Source organism: Pseudomonas sp. P135, from assembly GCF_020312125.1.
GTDB classification, from domain to species: domain Bacteria; phylum Pseudomonadota; class Gammaproteobacteria; order Pseudomonadales; family Pseudomonadaceae; genus Aquipseudomonas; species Aquipseudomonas fragariae.
The window spans coordinates 134,417-150,965 of record NZ_JAGPYR010000008.1 but is presented as its reverse complement, the minus strand read 5'-3'; the positions used below and the strand labels follow the sequence as shown (position 1 = coordinate 150,965).

The 16,549-nt window shown below is 58.2% G+C and carries 16 protein-coding genes; 8 read left to right on the top strand and 8 right to left on the bottom strand.

Annotation, left to right across the window (positions count from 1 at the left end; translation table 11 throughout):
- The first annotated feature begins 7 nt into the window (after positions 1–7).
- Entirely contained in the window at positions 8–892 is an 885-nt protein-coding gene (locus tag KBY08_RS14735) for a LysR family transcriptional regulator (RefSeq protein ID WP_011268101.1), read from the top strand.
- A gap of 63 nt (positions 893–955) precedes the next feature.
- Here the strand turns inward: KBY08_RS14735 and KBY08_RS14730 are convergent, their stop codons facing one another.
- From KBY08_RS14730 to KBY08_RS14700, 7 genes are all read right to left on the bottom strand, one after another.
- Entirely contained in the window at positions 956–1,912 is a 957-nt protein-coding gene (locus KBY08_RS14730) for a diguanylate cyclase (protein ID WP_011268102.1), read from the bottom strand.
- A gap of 18 nt (positions 1,913–1,930) precedes the next feature.
- Entirely contained in the window at positions 1,931–5,992 is a 4,062-nt protein-coding gene (locus KBY08_RS14725; RefSeq protein ID WP_111522297.1) for a CHASE domain-containing protein, read from the bottom strand.
- A 496-nt stretch (positions 5,993–6,488) separates the two neighbouring features.
- Positions 6,489–7,361 (bottom strand): transporter substrate-binding domain-containing protein, encoded by an 873-nt coding sequence (locus KBY08_RS14720; RefSeq protein ID WP_024641487.1) that lies wholly within the window; start codon positions 7,359–7,361, stop codon positions 6,489–6,491.
- The gene (locus tag KBY08_RS14715) at positions 7,358–8,119 is read right to left on the bottom strand and encodes an amino acid ABC transporter ATP-binding protein (protein WP_011268105.1); all 762 of its coding nucleotides are present in this window, start codon (positions 8,117–8,119) and stop codon (positions 7,358–7,360) included. The genes KBY08_RS14720 and KBY08_RS14715 overlap by 4 nt, the downstream gene beginning before the upstream one ends.
- Positions 8,116–8,775 carry an amino acid ABC transporter permease gene (locus KBY08_RS14710; RefSeq protein WP_011268106.1) on the bottom strand — a complete coding sequence of 220 codons (660 nt, stop codon included), beginning with the start codon at positions 8,773–8,775 and terminating at the stop codon, positions 8,116–8,118. Before KBY08_RS14710 ends, KBY08_RS14715 begins: the two co-directional genes overlap by 4 nt.
- A complete protein-coding gene (locus KBY08_RS14705) occupies positions 8,756–9,421 on the bottom strand; it encodes an amino acid ABC transporter permease (protein ID WP_011268107.1) in 666 nt (221 codons plus the stop codon). Before KBY08_RS14705 ends, KBY08_RS14710 begins: the two co-directional genes overlap by 20 nt.
- Positions 9,422–9,728: 307 nt before the next feature.
- Positions 9,729–10,631, bottom strand: a complete 903-nt coding sequence (locus tag KBY08_RS14700) for a LysR family transcriptional regulator (RefSeq protein WP_024651127.1) — start codon at positions 10,629–10,631, stop codon at positions 9,729–9,731.
- 142 nt (positions 10,632–10,773) lie between these two features.
- On the opposite strand from KBY08_RS14700, the gene KBY08_RS14695 reads away from it, so the two are divergent.
- The 5 genes from KBY08_RS14695 (at position 10,774) to KBY08_RS14675 (ending at position 13,918) form a co-directional block, all read left to right on the top strand.
- Positions 10,774–10,971 carry a tautomerase family protein gene (locus KBY08_RS14695; protein WP_003400770.1) on the top strand — a complete coding sequence of 66 codons (198 nt, stop codon included), beginning with the start codon at positions 10,774–10,776 and terminating at the stop codon, positions 10,969–10,971.
- A gap of 86 nt (positions 10,972–11,057) precedes the next feature.
- Positions 11,058–11,411, top strand: a complete 354-nt coding sequence (locus KBY08_RS14690) for a putative quinol monooxygenase (protein WP_003400769.1) — start codon at positions 11,058–11,060, stop codon at positions 11,409–11,411.
- 76 nt (positions 11,412–11,487) lie between these two features.
- Positions 11,488–12,102 carry a nitroreductase family protein gene (locus KBY08_RS14685; RefSeq protein ID WP_024641488.1) on the top strand — a complete coding sequence of 205 codons (615 nt, stop codon included), beginning with the start codon at positions 11,488–11,490 and terminating at the stop codon, positions 12,100–12,102.
- 85 nt (positions 12,103–12,187) lie between these two features.
- On the top strand, positions 12,188–12,772 hold the full coding sequence (locus KBY08_RS14680; RefSeq protein WP_011268111.1) for a carboxymuconolactone decarboxylase family protein: 585 nt from the start codon (positions 12,188–12,190) through the stop codon (positions 12,770–12,772).
- Positions 12,773–12,970: 198 nt separating this feature from the next.
- On the top strand, positions 12,971–13,918 hold the full coding sequence (locus tag KBY08_RS14675; protein ID WP_024639537.1) for an alpha/beta fold hydrolase: 948 nt from the start codon (positions 12,971–12,973) through the stop codon (positions 13,916–13,918).
- Positions 13,919–14,044: 126 nt separating this feature from the next.
- On the opposite strand, the gene KBY08_RS14670 is transcribed toward KBY08_RS14675, so the two are convergent.
- On the bottom strand, positions 14,045–14,944 hold the full coding sequence (locus tag KBY08_RS14670; RefSeq protein WP_024639538.1) for a LysR family transcriptional regulator: 900 nt from the start codon (positions 14,942–14,944) through the stop codon (positions 14,045–14,047).
- A 110-nt stretch (positions 14,945–15,054) separates the two neighbouring features.
- Here KBY08_RS14670 and KBY08_RS14665 point away from each other — a divergent pair, with 110 nt between their 5' ends.
- The gene (locus KBY08_RS14665) at positions 15,055–15,684 is read left to right on the top strand and encodes an NADPH-dependent F420 reductase (protein ID WP_024651130.1); all 630 of its coding nucleotides are present in this window, start codon (positions 15,055–15,057) and stop codon (positions 15,682–15,684) included.
- Positions 15,685–15,714: 30 nt separating this feature from the next.
- Positions 15,715–16,548, top strand: coding sequence for a DODA-type extradiol aromatic ring-opening family dioxygenase (locus KBY08_RS14660; RefSeq protein ID WP_024651131.1), 834 nt, complete (start codon positions 15,715–15,717; stop codon positions 16,546–16,548).
- Position 16,549: the final 1 nt, after the last annotated feature.

The window sequence follows — 16,549 nt, the reverse complement described above, 5'->3', positions numbered from 1 at the left end:
AGAATCCATGCAAATATCTGATATAGAAGTGTTCGCCGCCATTGCTTCCAGCAGGAGTCTGTCGGAAGCGGCGCGTCGACTCGGGTTGTCGCCGATGGCCATCTCCAGGCGTCTGGCTGCGCTGGAAAACGACCTGGGCGTCAGGCTGGTGCACCGCACAACCCGCTCGGCATCACTGACGCCGGAGGGCGAAGTGTTTCTGCCGCACGCCAAAACCATGCTGCACGCCAGCGAAACCGCCCGCGCGACGCTGAAAGCCGATGCCGGTACAGCCAGTGGCGTACTGCGAGTCACAGCACCCAGCGTGTTTGGTCAGACCGTCATCATGCCGCTGCTGCCAGCCTTGATGCAGGACAATCCGGCACTGAGCATCGACCTGACGCTGTCGGACAGCATCGTGGACATTGCCGGGCTGGGCATCGATGTCGCCATCCGAATCGCTACGATACGTGACTCTGCTCTGGTGGCCAGATCGCTGGCGCCCAACCCTCGGGTCGTGTGTGCAAGCCCCGACTACCTGGCGCGGCGCGGCCAGCCATCGTTGCTGGACGAACTCCGTCAACACCCGTGCATCACCTTGCATGCGATGCCTTACTGGCCGTTCATCAGAGAGGGAGAACCGGTGGCCATCCGCGCTCAGGGGGCATTCTCGGCCAACAGCGTCGAAGCGGTGCGCACGGCGTGCAAACAGGGCCTGGGGCTGGCCATGCTGACTTATTGGGACGTTCAGCAGGAAATCCGTGAAGGCAGTCTTCAACAGATACACTTCGAGGATGTCATCCCCGAGCAGCTGTCGGTGACGGCCGTATTGCCAACCCGCCAGCGCGTACCTCACCGGGTACGCCTGTTCGTTGACCGTCTTGAAGCAGAGCTCAACAAGAATGCGGTTTGAAGCAAGGTGTCAGTGTCCCTGACGCTTCGCTGACGCTGTGATTTTAAAACATGGACCGCAGACTCAAGGCGCAACCTGTATCGGCTCAAACCGGCTGCAGTTTCGCCCCTCATGCTTGGCCCGGTACAAGGCCCGGTCGGCTTCCGCCAGCAACGCTATGGCGATCGAGTCAGGCGCAAGGCCGATTGCAGCGCCCGGGCTCGGGACGGGCAGCGCACCAGCCTCCAGACTTGCTACCCCCACCGACACGGTCACCCGGCCGAAGTCACTGGTTTCATGGGGCTTGTTGAGGCCTTGAATGTGCTGCACGATTTCATCCGCCAGACGACAGGCGCCCTCTGCCCCGGTATCCGGCAACAGCACGGCAAACTCCTCGCCCCCATAACGAGCCACCAGATCGGTCGACCTGTGCACGCACTTTTTCAAGGCGTGGGCGATGGCAATCAGGCACTCATCGCCTTGCAAATGGCCATAGTGATCGTTGTAACGTTTGAAGAAATCGATGTCGAGCAACAGCAGCGAAAACGCACCTTGGTTGCGCCGCATGCGCAGCCATTCGCGCGCGATACTCTCGTCGAGGAAACGCCGATTGGCCAGCCCCGTCAGCCCATCGGTCTGGGCCAGCAGGTTGAGCTGGTCCATCGCCATTTTCAGGCGCAGGTGGGTCTTTACTCGCGCCGTGACGATCAAAGGCTGAATAGGCTTGCCGATGAAATCCACCGCCCCCAGCGCCAGTCCGGCTTCCTCGATACGGGTTTCGGTGTGGCTGGTGATGAAGATGACGGGAACGTCTTCCAGCAATTGATCGGCCTTGAGCGTCTCACAGACTTCAAAACCGCTCATTCCGGGCATCTCGGCGTCGAGAAGGATAAGGTCAGGACGCATTTCCCGGACCATCTTCAAGGCCTGGGCACCGCCCGTGGCAAAACGAATCTGCCCCAGACCGTTCAGAATTTTGCTCAATACGCGAATGGCGGAAATATCATCATCGACAATCAGCAGGCTAGGTACAGGTTGCATGGTGGGTGACGCTCCTTTTTATAATTCCGCACGTTCGAGCAGGTGCAGTGCCTGCTCGAACTCCAGCCCTTCAATGGTCTGCCAGAGCTGTTCGACCAGTGCCTGTCCGGCCAGCTCCTGAAGCGCCACAGCAGCCAGCGGAAACTGGTCCAGCGCGGCGATATCATGGTTTTCAAGCAGTTCACGCAAGGTCGACAATGCCTGTCGGGAAACATCGGGATCCGCATCGATACGCGGGGCCAGCGGCCTTTCCTCAAGTACCGGCGTGCGCTCCTGCAATGACCGGAAAGCGGCACTCAGGGCTCGCAACGCTTGCTCCGGGTCCGCAGCGTTGCGCAGCAGGGTTTCCGCCTGCCCGGCATGCAGGCCCACTTGCGTGGCGCCAAGCAGCAGTGCAGAACCGCGCAATTTGTGCAGATCAGCCATTGTTTGATCGGGGTTTTGTCGCGCCCGTGCCAGAACGCTCTCGCTCTCGCCGAACGCGGCAAATTCACTGAAAAAGCGCCGCAGGGACGAGAGAAACAAGGGCACATCATTGCCTAGCCGAGCGGCGACCTCCTGGGTGTCGATACCTTCGATAACCGGCCATGCAGAGCCTGTCGATGCTTCCTGCAGCAAGGTGCCGACCGCCAGCGGAGCACCTCGGACACGCTCGACGGCACGCCGTACCGCCCGAATCAGGGCTGCGGGGTCCAGAGGCTTGGTGAGGAAATCGTCCATACCCGCCAGCTCGGCCTGCCGCCGCTCTTCTGCCAGGGCGCCTGCGGTCAACGCCAGCACGGGCAAGCGTGTCAGGCCCAGTTCGCTGCGCAAGCGCCGCGTCGCCTCATAGCCATCCATTTCCGGCATCTGCACATCCATCAGCACAGCATCGAAGAAATCCGGCGTCTGCCGCAGTCGTTCAAGGGCCAGCAGACCATTGCTGCAGGTCTGGACCACAGCGCCCTGCTGCTGCAACAACAGGCTGGCAACCTCCAGGTTGATCTCGCTGTCGTCCACCAGCAGCAGGTGCAATCCACTCAACCAGAGCGTCATGGAGGTATCCATCCGCGTGGCCTGGATAACCCTTTCGGTGCTGCCCTGATACCTGGCGATACAAGCGTTGACCGCGTTGAACAAGGCCGAGCTGTCCAGCGGCTTGAGCAATACCTTGTCGACCAGAGGGTGCAGTTCTGCCCGGATCTCGGACGATGTCACCAGAATGACCGGAAGCGGCGTCGCCTCGATCAACTGCTGCACCTCCTCAACCTGCGGCTGCTGCCAGTCCACCAACAGTACATCCGGCAATGCCGCGTTAACGTGATTACGCTCCTGCAAGGCAGTGCGCAGGTCATGTTCGCCGGTCAGACTCGCCACACGCCAGCCCAGGCCGCGGCATAAGCGTTGCAACGCCATGGACGATTGCGCGTCGTCGCTGAGCAGCATGACCTCCAGACTGCTTCCCGGGCCGGACGGCTCCAGGTCGCTCTGGCTGACCTGGAACGGCAACTCCACCCAGAACTCGCTGCCTGTGCCGAGTTCGCTCTCCACCCCTATCCGGCCGCCCATCTGCTCGGCAAGCCCGCGCACGACCGACAACCCCAGTCCGGTACCGCCAAACCGCCGTGTGGTAGACGCATCCGCCTGTGTGAACGGCGAAAACAACTGGCCGAGCACATCGCCCGGTATGCCGCAGCCGGTGTCCTGCACAGAGAAGCGCAAGCAGCAGGTGTCGGCGTGATCGTCTTCACGACTCACCGTCACATCGACTCCGCCGACACTGGTGAACTTGAGCGCATTGCCGACCAGATTCATGAGGATCTGGTTGACCCGCAATGCGTCACCTATCAACTGGCCAGGCAGCGATGCCACGACGTTGACAGAAAAGCGCAGGCCTTTTTCCTGTGCCTGGGGCGTGAACAGCTCGCCCAGTTCGTCGAGCAATTGCCGGGGACTGAAGGGGTTATGTTCCAGGCGCATCTCTCCCGCCTCGATCTTGGCGATGTCGAGGATATCGTTGATGATCCCCAACAATGTCCGGCCGGCGATCTGCAATTTGGTCAGCAGCTGACGCTGCTGGTCGTTCAAGGCGGTGTTGTGCAGCAGGTGGGAGATGCCGATCACGGCATTCATGGGCGTGCGGATTTCATGGCTCATGTTGGCCAGAAACAGACTCTTGGCCGCGTTGGCGGCCTCGGCGCTGGACTTGGCCGCGTGCAACTCGGCGCTATGGTGCAGCCGTTCGGTGATGTCCTGAGCAATACCCAGATGACCGATGAGTTCTCCGTCGGCGGTACGGATCGGGGTGATGATCATCAGCACAGGCACCGTCGTGCCATCCTTGCGCACGTAGGTCCATTGCCGGGTTTCCGAGCCTTCACGGGACGCTTTGTAGCAAAAGACGTCAATGCCTTCGATCAGGGTGCCGTATTCACGACTCAGCTCGGCGGAGCGTGCGGCCACTTCTTCAGGAAGATGAAACACCCCTGGGCCGTTGCCACTGAGCATTTCCGAATTGCTGTAGCCCAGCAGCAATTCAGCGCCCCGATTGAACACAAAGATCTGCCCCTGTGTATCGGTAGCGATGATCGAAACTTCCGAAGAAGCGTCCAGCACACCCTGCAGCAAACCCGCCACTCTGGACAGCTCTGCAGTGCGCTCGCTGACCTGCTGTTCAAGCTGTGCGTTGAACTCCATGAGGTAGCGTTCGACGCGCTTGCGGTCGGTGATGTCGTGCATCATTTTCGCCGCGCCGAGTAGGGTGCCGTCAGTCTCGCGGATGAAACTGCAGGTAATGGTCACATCGATCAACTGGCCGTTCTTGTGCAGCCGCCGGGTTTCCAGCGTCGGCCCGCGCTCACCGCGGGCCACCCTTTCCAACAGCTGTTCGTCTTCGTGAACCAGCTCTGGCGGAACCAGCAGTGGCGCCAATGGGCGGCCCAGCACTTCGTGCTCGTCGTAGCCAAACATCTGCTCGGCAGCCCGGTTCCAGGTGATGATCCGACCGTCCAGGGCTTCACCGATGATCGCGTCGCTGGAGTTTTCGACGATGGTTGCCAGCCTGGCCTGACCGGCAACCACCTGCTGTTTGCGCTGACGGGACAGTAGCAGCGTGCCGACCAGCACCGTCAACATCAGGCTGACCAGCGTGCCGATGAGGAACACCCTGCCCGCCGGGACCGGATCGAGGGCCGCGATAAATGCCGGGTGAGCACCTACCTCCATGCGCCACACGCGCCCATAGATCTCCCGCTCGAAAGCATAGGTCTGCAAGACCTCCTGATCATGATCGTTTTCCGGGGTCTGGTAGATCAGTTGCCGACCTTCATTGACGTCATAAAGCTTCAAGTGCAGCCTGTGGTTCAAGGGGTCCAGATTGCTCATCACCTCCCGCATGGCCAACGGTGCATAGGTCCAGCCGATCAGGGACGTTTCACGCTGGGCGATATCGGTGGGGATTTCAGGGGTGCTGTAAACCGGTAACAGGAATAGAAACGCGCGCATGTGATCATCGTTGTCCTGCAGCAGGGTAATAGGCGCCGACAGGGTTGCAGCGCCGCTGCGCATGGCCTGAAGGGCTGCATCGCGACGATGCTCCTCCGAGGCAATGTCCAGCCCCAGCGCCTGGACATTGCGGTCCAGCGGGTCGATGAATTGAATGATGAAACGGTCTCCCTGCCGGGTGCCCGGTCCACTCAATCGACTGAGACTGAAGTCCGGCCTGCCATCCTCCCTGACACGCCTTACGAATTCGGCCTCATCGCTGGCCGCAACGCGGCGGATAAAACCGAATCCGCGCGCGCCCGGGTATTCCTTCTCGATATTGCGCCCTTTGCTGTAACGGCCCATCTGGCTGCTGTTGATATGCTGGAGGTCCAGCATGTGAACGGCACCGCGCAGACCTCGAAGGCGGTACTCATAGACCCTGAGCCGTGCCTGTAAGTTATCGCCGATCCCCTCTCCGGCCTCTTTGAGAGCCTGGCCTATGCGTGCATCAATCGACCTGCGCTGTTCATGGCTGGCGATAAAGCTGACGCTGAGCCCGGCCAACAGCACCACAGCCATCCAGCCAACGAGCCACGTGAGAGAGCTTTTCTTCATCGATCAGACACTCGTTTTCAATCCTGAATACCGGGAGGTGACCAGAGGACACCGTCCGCCTGCCCTGGCGCGTCTCTGCGACCTCAAGCGTAGATTGTCTTCGACCAAGCGCCAGTGACGTCGCCATGGCTGCCGGTTTATCGCGCGCGCGGTCGCACGGCATCTGTCAGCAGCCACCTGCAACTCATGGAATCGACCCAGCAGATGGCTAAATGATAGTTATCCTTTTTTTAAGGAAACCTTAGCGCCTTTATCGACTGAGCACAGGCACGACTTGACAAGCCATCAGTGCCTTATTTATGCGGGTGTGTTCGACAGGTTGCGGTGTACGACGAAGGAAGGAAGTTGGCTGGGCCCGGTCATGCTGGCCAGCCCTGCGGTTTCAGCTTGAATCGTAAGCTTGTTCGGCGTAACCAGTGCGATTGCCGCTCATGCAGTAAAACGAACCGGCATTGAGCCGGTTCGCCATTCAGTCAATACCGTCAGGCCTCTGCCATCAAGGCTTCCAGCTTCCGCCTTCGACGATGACCGCGTTGGGGTCTGTGCCCTCGGCCAGTTCCGGGCGTACATACTGGTCGTAGAGCTTGAGCAGGTATTTCTCTTCGCCCAGTCTGGCCAGTTCGGTATTGACCCAGTCGCGCAGCTCGATATTGCCTTTTTTGACTGCAGGGGCGATTGGCGCTTCGTCACCGAGTTTCTGCTCCAGCACGCGGTAGCCGGGGTTTTTCTTCGCCCAGCTGAACAGCACCAGATTGTCCTGCGCATAGGCATCGCCACGACCATTGGCCAGCGCCTGCAGCGACTCGGAGTTTTTCTCGAACTTCAGCACTTTCCAGTCAGGGTGATTTTTCGTCAGCCAGATATCAGCGGTGGTGCCGGTGGTGACGATGGTGGTCTTGCTCGCCAGATCGTCCAGGGTCTGGACCGGGCTGGCTTCCGGCACCAGCGCCTGGACTGCAACACGCAGATTCGGATGGGTGAAATCCACCGCCTCCCGACGTTCCGGCGTGACGGTCATGTTGGCCAGAATCAAATCTACCTTGTCACTCTGCAGAAACGGTATGCGGCTGGCGGGTTCGACCACCACGAACTCGACCTTCTTCTCGTCGCCCAGCAGGTCCTTGGCGAAACGCTTGCCCAGGTCAGTGTCGAAACCGACGTACTGGCCCTGCTCGTTGACGAAGCCAAAAGGCGGTTTATCGCTGAACACGCCGACAATCAGCTTGTCACGGGCCTTGATGGTTTCCAGGTAGCTGCTGGACGGTGAAGGGGCAGCCTTGGCCACGGGCTTCTGTTCGGCAGGCTTGTCGCAACCGGCCAGCAGGGTGAAGGCAATCAACGATAATACGAGGGCAGTCTTGAAGCTCACGATGCTTTCCTTTTTGGCATGTTTTCCACGTAGGAGAACCTCTCCAGGAACTGCTGCGCGCGTGCGGTCTGCGGGGCGCTGAAGAAAGTTTCGGGGTCGTTCTGTTCCGCGATCCGGCCGCGGTCCATGAACAGGATTCGGTCGGCCACCGCTCGGGCGAAGGCCATTTCATGAGTGACGATGAGCATGGTCATGCCGCCTTGGGCGAGGTCGAGGATCACTTCCAGCACTTCCTTGACCATTTCCGGATCGAGGGCTGCGGTCACTTCATCGAACAGCATGACTTTTGGGTTCATGCACAGCGCGCGCACGATAGCGATACGCTGCTGCTGGCCGCCGGACAGCTCGCGCGGATAGGCGTCACGCTTGTCCGCCAGGCCCACCCGCTGCAGTAACGCCTCGGCCTGCTGACGAGCCTCGACTGCACTACGTTTTTGCACGCGCAACGGGCCGAGCAGAATGTTGTCGAGTACGGTCATGTGCGGAAACAGGTGATAGCTCTGAAAAACCATGCCGATTTGTTGCCTGACCAGCCGCCAGTCGGCGTTGGCGGGCAGCGCCTTGCCGGCAAAGTGCAGGCTGCCGGCATGACCGAGTTCGAGGCCGTTGAGGCAGCGCAGCAAGGTGCTCTTGCCACACCCGCTGGGGCCGAGAATCACCACGACTTCGCCCTCTTTCACGCTCAGGTCGATGTCTCGGAGCACCGGGGTGTCACCAAAGTTTTTGCTGAAGCCGGACAGTTCGATCAATGTGCTCATGCGTGATTCCAGCGCCGTTCAAGCACACGCGAGGCGGCCGACAGCGGATAACAGACGATAAAAAAGAATAGAAACAGAAAGCCGTAGATCAGCACCGATTCGTACGTGCGCTCGATGATCTGCTGGCCGACCTTGGTCACGTCCACGACTCCGATCAGGACGGCGAGCGAGCTGGTCTTGATCAGCCGCGTATAGACATTGATCACCGGCGGCGTCAGTCGCTTGAGTGCCTGTGGCAGTAGCACGCGACCATACAACTGGCCGAGACCAAGACCGATTGCCAGGCCTGCTTCGCGTTGCCCGCGAGGAATCGAACGCAACCCGCCGCGCACCACCTCACCGACCTCGCTGGCCCCCCACAAAGAAAGCACCAGCACTGCGCACCAGAACGCTGGAATACTCACGCCAAGGAAAATCGGCAACCCGAAGAAGAACAAGTACAGCCAGACCAGTACCGGAATCGCTCGGAACAGCTCCAGATAGATCCGCAACGGCACCTCCAGCCAGCGTTTGCCAAGGCTGCGCAGCACGCCGTAACCCACGCCGCCAATACTGCTGAAGACAATTGCCAACAGTGAAATCCCTAATGTGCGCCCTGCCCCCGTGATCAACTGCGGCGCAGACACCCACAACAACTCAAGACCCGAACTGGCCATGCTGGAGCCTCCTTTCCAGAAGACCGAGCAACAAAGACAACGGCAGGAACAGCAACACACACAGACCGGTCATCACCGCGAGCATCTCGTAGGTTTTGTAATACAGGGCAATGTAGCTCTTGGTGGTGTAGAGAATTTCCGGCACCGCGACAGCCGAGACCACAGTGGTTTCCTTGAGCAGAAAGACGAAATTGGCGAACAGTGCCGGCAGGCTGAGGATGCCCGCCTGCGGCAGAATCACGTGGCGCAGTAACTGCCAGCGGGACAGGCCGATGGACAACCCCGACTCGATCTGTGTCTTGGGCACGGCCTCTATGCCGGCGCGCAGAATCTCGGTCAGGTAAGCACCGCCGAGAAAGGTCATGGCAATCACTGCCGACGCGAAACCCGACACGCGAATCCCCAGCGTCGGCAAGGCGAAATAGATGAAGAACAGTTGAATCAGCAACGGCGTGTTGCGTGCCAGCTCAACATAAACCGGCACCAGCCGGTGCAGGACCGGCACCTTGAATGTAGCAATCGCCGCGTTGACAACCGCCACCGTCAGTGAGGTCAGAATTGCAATCAGCCCCACCTGGAGGGTGACACCGATAGCTTTGAGGAAAGCAGGCAGCGTGGAAATGGCAAATGCGTAATCGAAGGTCATTGCTGGCCTTCCACATCGGGATAAACGGACAGAAAACACATCAGGCGGGGCCTTGAACTTACGTATTGATATATAGCTTAACCTTCTGTTTTACATAAAATTAATACCTTTTTAGCATAAGCATAGCGCGAAAAAGGTGCCTGCCTGGGCGCCCCATACGCGTCACGTGCCAGTATCAAGTGGAATGAACACTTGCCCAATCAGTATGTGTGGGGCTCCATGAATTGGCGGTAGTGTGTTCTTCAAAACCGGATTGGCCCGAGGTGATGCAGGGCGTCTGCCTGGCTGGAATGTCTTCGCGAAGACGCTACTGCCAGTGCTCACACAACCGCACCAGCTCATCAACCACATACCTCACCTTGGGCCGCAAGTGAGAAACCCTGGGCCATACGGCATGTACTTCTACTGGTTCTGGTTCATAGCCTGCCAGCACCTCAACCAGTCGGCCCGCGTCAATGTCGTCCTTGAACAGGCAGCGCGGCATCTGGCACAGGCCGACGCCGGCGACGGCTGCCAGGATCATGGCCTCGCCATCGCCGATCTGATGTGCGGAAGGTGGCGCGTAGCGAACGGTTTCCTGACCTTCATTGACTCGCCAGGAGAGTGGTTGGCCCCGTCGATGGCCGACGATGCAATGGTGACGATTCAGATCTTCCAGGGTGTCAGGTACGCCAAAACGGGCCAGATAACTCGGCGCGGCGCAAATAGCCCAGCGTTGTCGCGCAAGCCGGCGAGCAACAAGGCCGCTGGTATCCTTGAGTTCTCCAAAACGAACCAGCAGGTCGATCCCCTCTTCAATCGGATCGACCAAGTGGTCAGAAAAAGTCATATTCAACTGCAGCGCGGGATACTTGTTAGCGATTTCAAATAACAACGGGGCGACAACCCGACGCCCGAATGCCACGGGTATATCGATGCGCAATCTTCCGGACGGTTCGCGGGTTCCCGGAGCCAATCCGCTTTCAGCCGCACCGATTTCTTCGAGCGCGTTCGAGCAGGCGATGAAATAGGCATCGCCATCAGCAGTCAGAGATATTCGACGGGTAGAGCGATGGAACAGCTGGACGCCCAGTCGCCCTTCCAGGCGGGCTATGGATTTGCCGACGGCCGATTTCGATATACCCAGTCGCCCGGCTGCCTCGGTAAAGCTATTCGAACGCGCTGCCACCACAAAGGTGATGACGCCTTGGAACGAGTCTATGGGAATCATAACCGCCCTGAAAAGTAGACAATAACTCTACCCACTTTAGAGTTTCAGGCAGTTTATCGCCAGACACTTCTACCCTAGCATGGAGGTATGTCTCTGGCTGATCACATCAGACCGAGTTTTCAATCCCAAACAGGAATACATCATGCCCGTCGTACGCGTCAGCTGGTTCGAAGGTAAAGAGCATGCTCAGAAAGCCGCCGTAGCTGCTGAAATCACCGAAAGCATCGTCAAAAACACGGGGACTCCCGCCGAATACATCTACGTCATTTTCGAAGACGTAGCACCGTCGGATTGGGCAGGTGCGGGCAAATTGTTCGGTGAAACTCCCGCCACGCCCTGAACCTGCACACTGCATAAATGCAACGACTGGATCAGCGTTGCATCCTCACCTGCCCCCCTTGGGGGCCGACCGTGGAAGAGATCACCATGCATCCACATATTTCCTGCTTATTCTCGCTTGCAATCAAACCCGGCGACTTTGCCGAGTTCAAAGCGCTGATCGCCCAGGTCGTTGCCGCCACCCGGAAAGAGCCCGGCACCCTGGTTTACGAGTACAGCGTGAATGAAGATCAAAGCGTTGCGCATATCCTTGAGCGCTATAACGTCGAATCCGTTGTCAGCCACGTAGACATCACCTTCGCCCCATTCGGCAAGCGCTTCCTCGAACTGTGCACCATCACCAGTCTGGTTGTGTACGGCACACCAGATGCCGAGATCCGTAAACGCCTGGATCCGTTCGGTGCTGTGTACATGACGCCGTTCGACGGCTTCAGCCGCTAACCGATTTGATCTGCGCAGACTCGACTGCAAAAAACCGGGGCTGCACTTGTTTCCCCCTTACGGCACAGAGAGCACCATGTCTATTATCGCTGACCTCATCAAGTCCCGAATTTCCGCCAACAACTACGACACTGAGCGCAAACTCTCAGATCAAGCGATCACTGATCTGATTGATCTGGCCACCCATGCGCCGTCCGCCTTCAACCTTCAAAACTGGCGTTTCGTAGCCATACGCAGTGAAGAAGCAAAAGCACGTTTGCTGCCCTTGGCCTATGGACAAAAGAAGGTGGTGGATTCAGCCGTGACATTTATTGTGTGTGGCACCCTGAATCCGCATCAAACGATTGCAACGTCGCTGAAGCCTTCGATGGATGCCGGGGTCATCGACAAGGCCATTTATGACATGTGGGTGGGCGCCGTTCAGGGTATGTACGCTGAAAATCCACAACTGCAGCGCGATGAAGCCATCCGTTCAGGCTCGCTGGCCGCCATGACGCTGATGCTTGCAGCTAAAGGCCAAGGCCTTGATTCAACCCCCATGATCGGCTTTGACCCAGCGGCGGTTGCAGAAGCATTCAATCTTTCAGCTACTGAAATCCCCGTGATGCTGGTGACCGTCGGTTATCCAGGCGAGAGCAACTGGCCGCAAAAGCCGCGTAAAGCCGTTCGCGAAGTGCTTGAGTTTATCTAGCACACAAAGTGCGGACGACGCATCGCTTAAACAACCCTGTCAAACCCGACATCACGACGACCAGATCACTCTGAAGGAGCGTCCCATGGCCAACCCGACCGGCCCGCATGACAACATCAGTTCCAAAGTTGAAATCGAGTATCCCGATTTTACAAAACTGCCTGATCAGGTACGGGAAAAATTCGAGAAGCTTCCAACGAAGGTCAACTTCTTTCGAATGCTGGGTTACAGCCCCGGAGCATTTATTCCTGTCATCGACCTGACCAACGCAATATTCAGGGACCTCACCCTCTCCGACTATCATAAGGAGATGATGGTATTGCTGCTGGCTGCGCATGAGAACGTCGCCTATGAGTGGGAGCAGCATGTTTCCATCGCTCAAGTTGCGGGGGTTCGTCCTGATCAGTTCGTCGCCATCGCAGAAGGCTGCCTGGAGGATGCCACAGCGTTCAAAGAGGACGAGCGCGTCCTGCTTCGGTTTGGCCAGGCCATTATCGACAAAGGCAAGGCCCCGGGTGTGCTGTTCAAGCATACCTTGCAGCACTTCTCGCTCCAGGAGCTGAGCGATGCCATTCTCGTCATTGGTTTTTATCGGATGTTGTCAGGCTACATTCAGACCTTCGATATCGCCGTTGATGCCCAGTCGGATGGGAACTGGATCAAAGGCTGATACCGACGTATGCCTGCTTCCTGAAGCATGGATCGATGGCTGTACCGCCATCGACCCACCTCCTCCTTTCAACGGTCGCGGCACGCTGAATGATCGTGCCTGGTCTGCGTGGGCAACGATCAACCCGTACGGCCTGCCAAAGGCCTGGGGCGATGCCAGGACCTGTCCATCACCCTTTTTAATTGCAGGTGTTCCTTCTTGAAATACCCATTAAAAGCCATATCGCTCAACGCATTGCTTGATGAAGATTTCTACTTTCCTCATGAGATCATTGGTCAGCCCTTTCGTACCTCCGACTTTACTGATCTGAAGATAAGCAGCTTCACCACCAGCGACGGCGTTAATCTCGGCTATTGGGAAGCCGGCGCCGGGCAACCGTTGATCTTCATCCCCGGCTGGTCGGCCAACGGCGCAATGTACTTTCACCTGATGCACATCCTGAGCGAGCACTACCATGTGTATGTGCTGGACGTGAGAAATCAGGGCCTTTCCGAGCGGGTCGACTTCGGTAATCGCATTTCACGGTACGCCATGGACGTGAAGGAGTTCGCCGGCCATTTGGGCGTTTCGCAGGCCGACTACTGCGGCTGGTCCATGGGCGCATCGGTGATGTGGGCCTACATCGATCTGTTTGGCACGCAAGGCATTCGCACCCTGAGCATCATTGACCAGGCACCCTCGATTTATTGCCACGCCGACTGGACGGAGCAAGAACGGCTCGAGGCCGGGGCGTTCACCACGTCGCCCGAGCGAATGATTGCATCCTATGCGCAAGGCATCGCCACCAACAGGCTGGTTTCCGCAAGCCGGGTTGTCGAGCGAGCGATGGCGATGGACTCGCCCTACTTCCATAACGTCATCAGCCTCGTGCAAGAGGTGGTTAAAGATGACATGGCATTTACCAGTCAGGTGCTTTTCGATCACACAACCAACGACTGGCGAGACGTCATTCGGTCAAAGATCAATGTGCCGACCGCAATCTTCACCGGTGAGTACAGCGACTGGCTGGAGAGTCAGCACTGGATGAGCTCGGTTATCCGGGACTCGGTACTTCATGTGTACACCAAAGCCGAGCAAGGCGATCACTTCCTGGCGTTCAAGAATCCAGTGAAATTTGCGGCAGACCTGCGCAGCTTTTTGCAGTAACGGCGATTCGGTGGGTGGCCGCACTTCCGGGTTTCTGTGTGTACGGACGTTCCTGATAAAGCGCTCCTTTTATCCGGCTGATACCTTCACTGCCCCTTATATCAGCCGGTTTTTTCCAAAGGTCTGTCACTGCTCCCATACTGGATGGGCGAATCGCTCAACCAGAAAGTTGATCAGCGATCTTACCTTCGCGGGTAAATGTTTACGGGTTGGATACACCACGTAGATCCCCAACTCGACCGATTGATACTCGGGAAGTATTTCGACCAGATCGCCTCGGCGTAGATCCTGCGCCACCATAAAACTCGGCTGCAACGAAATGCCACCACCGGCCAATGTGATGGCGCGGCAGGTATCCCCGTTATTACATCGAACCACCGAGCGCGTGTGCACGCTTTCACTGCCTTCGGGCCCCTCGAATTGCCATTCAGTACCGCTGGCAAAGTTGCTGTAGGCCACTACCCCGTGCTCTGCCACATCCGATAGTTTTTCAATGGGTGCGTGGCTGGCCAGATACGCAGGCGACGCACACAGGCACATCCGGGTACTGGCCAGGCGTCTGCCCACCAACGACGAATTATCCATGCGTGCGATACGCACCGCTGCATCAATACCTTCGTCAACCAGATCCACCAGACGATCGCTCAAGCTGATTTCCAGCTCGACCTTGGGGTAGGCGCTCATGAAATCGGCCCAGATCGGAGCCAGGTGCAGCACGCCAAAACTGACCGGGGCGTTGACTCGAAGCACTCCGCTGGCCTCTGGCGAAGCAGACGATACAGCCTTCTCTGCCTCATCCATCATGGCCAGCACCTCACGGGCCTGGTGATAGAACTGACGCCCCTCATCCGTCAAGGAAAGCCGCCGAGTCGTGCGGTGCAACAACCGCGCGCCGAGACGCTCCTCCAGCGTGCTCACGTAACGCGAGATGGCTGCCTTGGACATGCCGAGTGGCTCGGCTGCCCCGACAAAACTGCCCTTATCAACAACGGTGCAGAAGACCTGCATTTCCAGTGCACGATCCATGATTGTCTCACTTAGTGGAACTATTCATCACATTCAGCCCGATTTATCCCTGCCTGGCAATCTATAAACTGGGCCCATCGAAACGCAACTCAACTCAGAGAGAGGCAGTCATGAAAATCACAGTAATCGGTACCGGCAACATGGGCTCAGCCTTTGCGAAACAGCTTTCTGCCGCAGGGCACAGCGTCCGCATCACTGGCCGTGACATCAGCAAGGCGCAGGCCCTGGCCGACCAGCACGCGAATGTCAGCGCTTATGTAGCGTCCGAAGCGTTGGGTGACAGCCAAGTAATCGTGGTGGCCACCGCCTATGCCGATGCGACCGCTGCACTGCAAAGCCTGGGTGACCTGACCGGTAAAGTGGTGATCGATATCACCAACCCGCTGAGCGCCGACTACATGTCATTGACCGTCGGCCACGTCACCAGCGCCTCGGAAGAAATCGCCAGGGCTGTGCCGCAAGCCAACGTTGTGAAAGCGTTCAACACCCTGTTCGCTCAAGTGCTCGCCGATGGTCCGAAGTTCGCCAACGACCAGACCGGCAGCGTATTTGTCGCCAGCGACAGTGAGCGCGCCAAGCAAACCGCTATCGCGCTGGCTCGCAGCCTGGGCTGGAACACCGTGGACGCTGGCGGCCTGGTTAACGCTCGCTATCTGGAGCCACTGGCGGGTTTCAACATCTACCTCGGCTACGGCGCGGGTCTGGGCACTTCGGTCGCTCCGGTCTGGCTGAGCAAGTAAGCAATACATCATCAATCAGGAGCAGTCACCATGAACACTTCATTCCCCCTGCTGTTTGTGTCTCATGGTGCTCCCACGTTCGCCATCGAGCCCGGCCTGGCAGGCCCGAGACTGGCCAGGCTCGGTCGTGAGCTGCCAAAACCTGATGCCATCGTGGTTGTCTCGCCGCACTGGATGACCCGTGGCGAAGTCAGGGTTACGTCAAGCACAGCACCTGAAACCATTCATGACTTTGGCGGTTTTCCGGGCGCTTTGTATACGTTGTCCTACCCGGCTCCGGGCGCACCAGCGTTAGCGAGTCATATTGTTGAGCTGCTGCAGACGGCGGGCTGGCAATCGCGGCTCGATTCCGCCCGCGGCCTGGATCACGGTGCCTGGATACCACTTATGTATCTGGCACCCGACGCAGACATACCGGTCGTTCAGGTGTCCATGCCCGCCACGCTTGATACACGCAGCGCCTGGCAGCTCGGCGCAGCACTCAAGCCACTGCGTGAGATGAACGTATTGATCGTGGCGTCAGGCAGCCTCACCCACAACCTGTACGAGTTCCGCGGCGCAACAAGCCACGGCGCCGACTACGTCAAACAGTTCGCAGCATGGACCGCCCTGACCCTGCAGGCAGGAAACATTGATCAGTTGCTCGACTACAAGCAGTACGCACCTTCAGCCGAACGTGCACATCCGACCGATGAGCATTTCCTGCCGCTGTTTATTGCGCTCGGGGCAGCTGGTCACGGTTATCAGACACAGGTAATGGACGGCGGTATTACCCACGGCGTTCTGGCGATGGACAGCTACCTGTTTACCTCAATTGATAGCGAACGATTCGAGTCAGCTCAAACCGTTCAAGGTGTGAAATAAC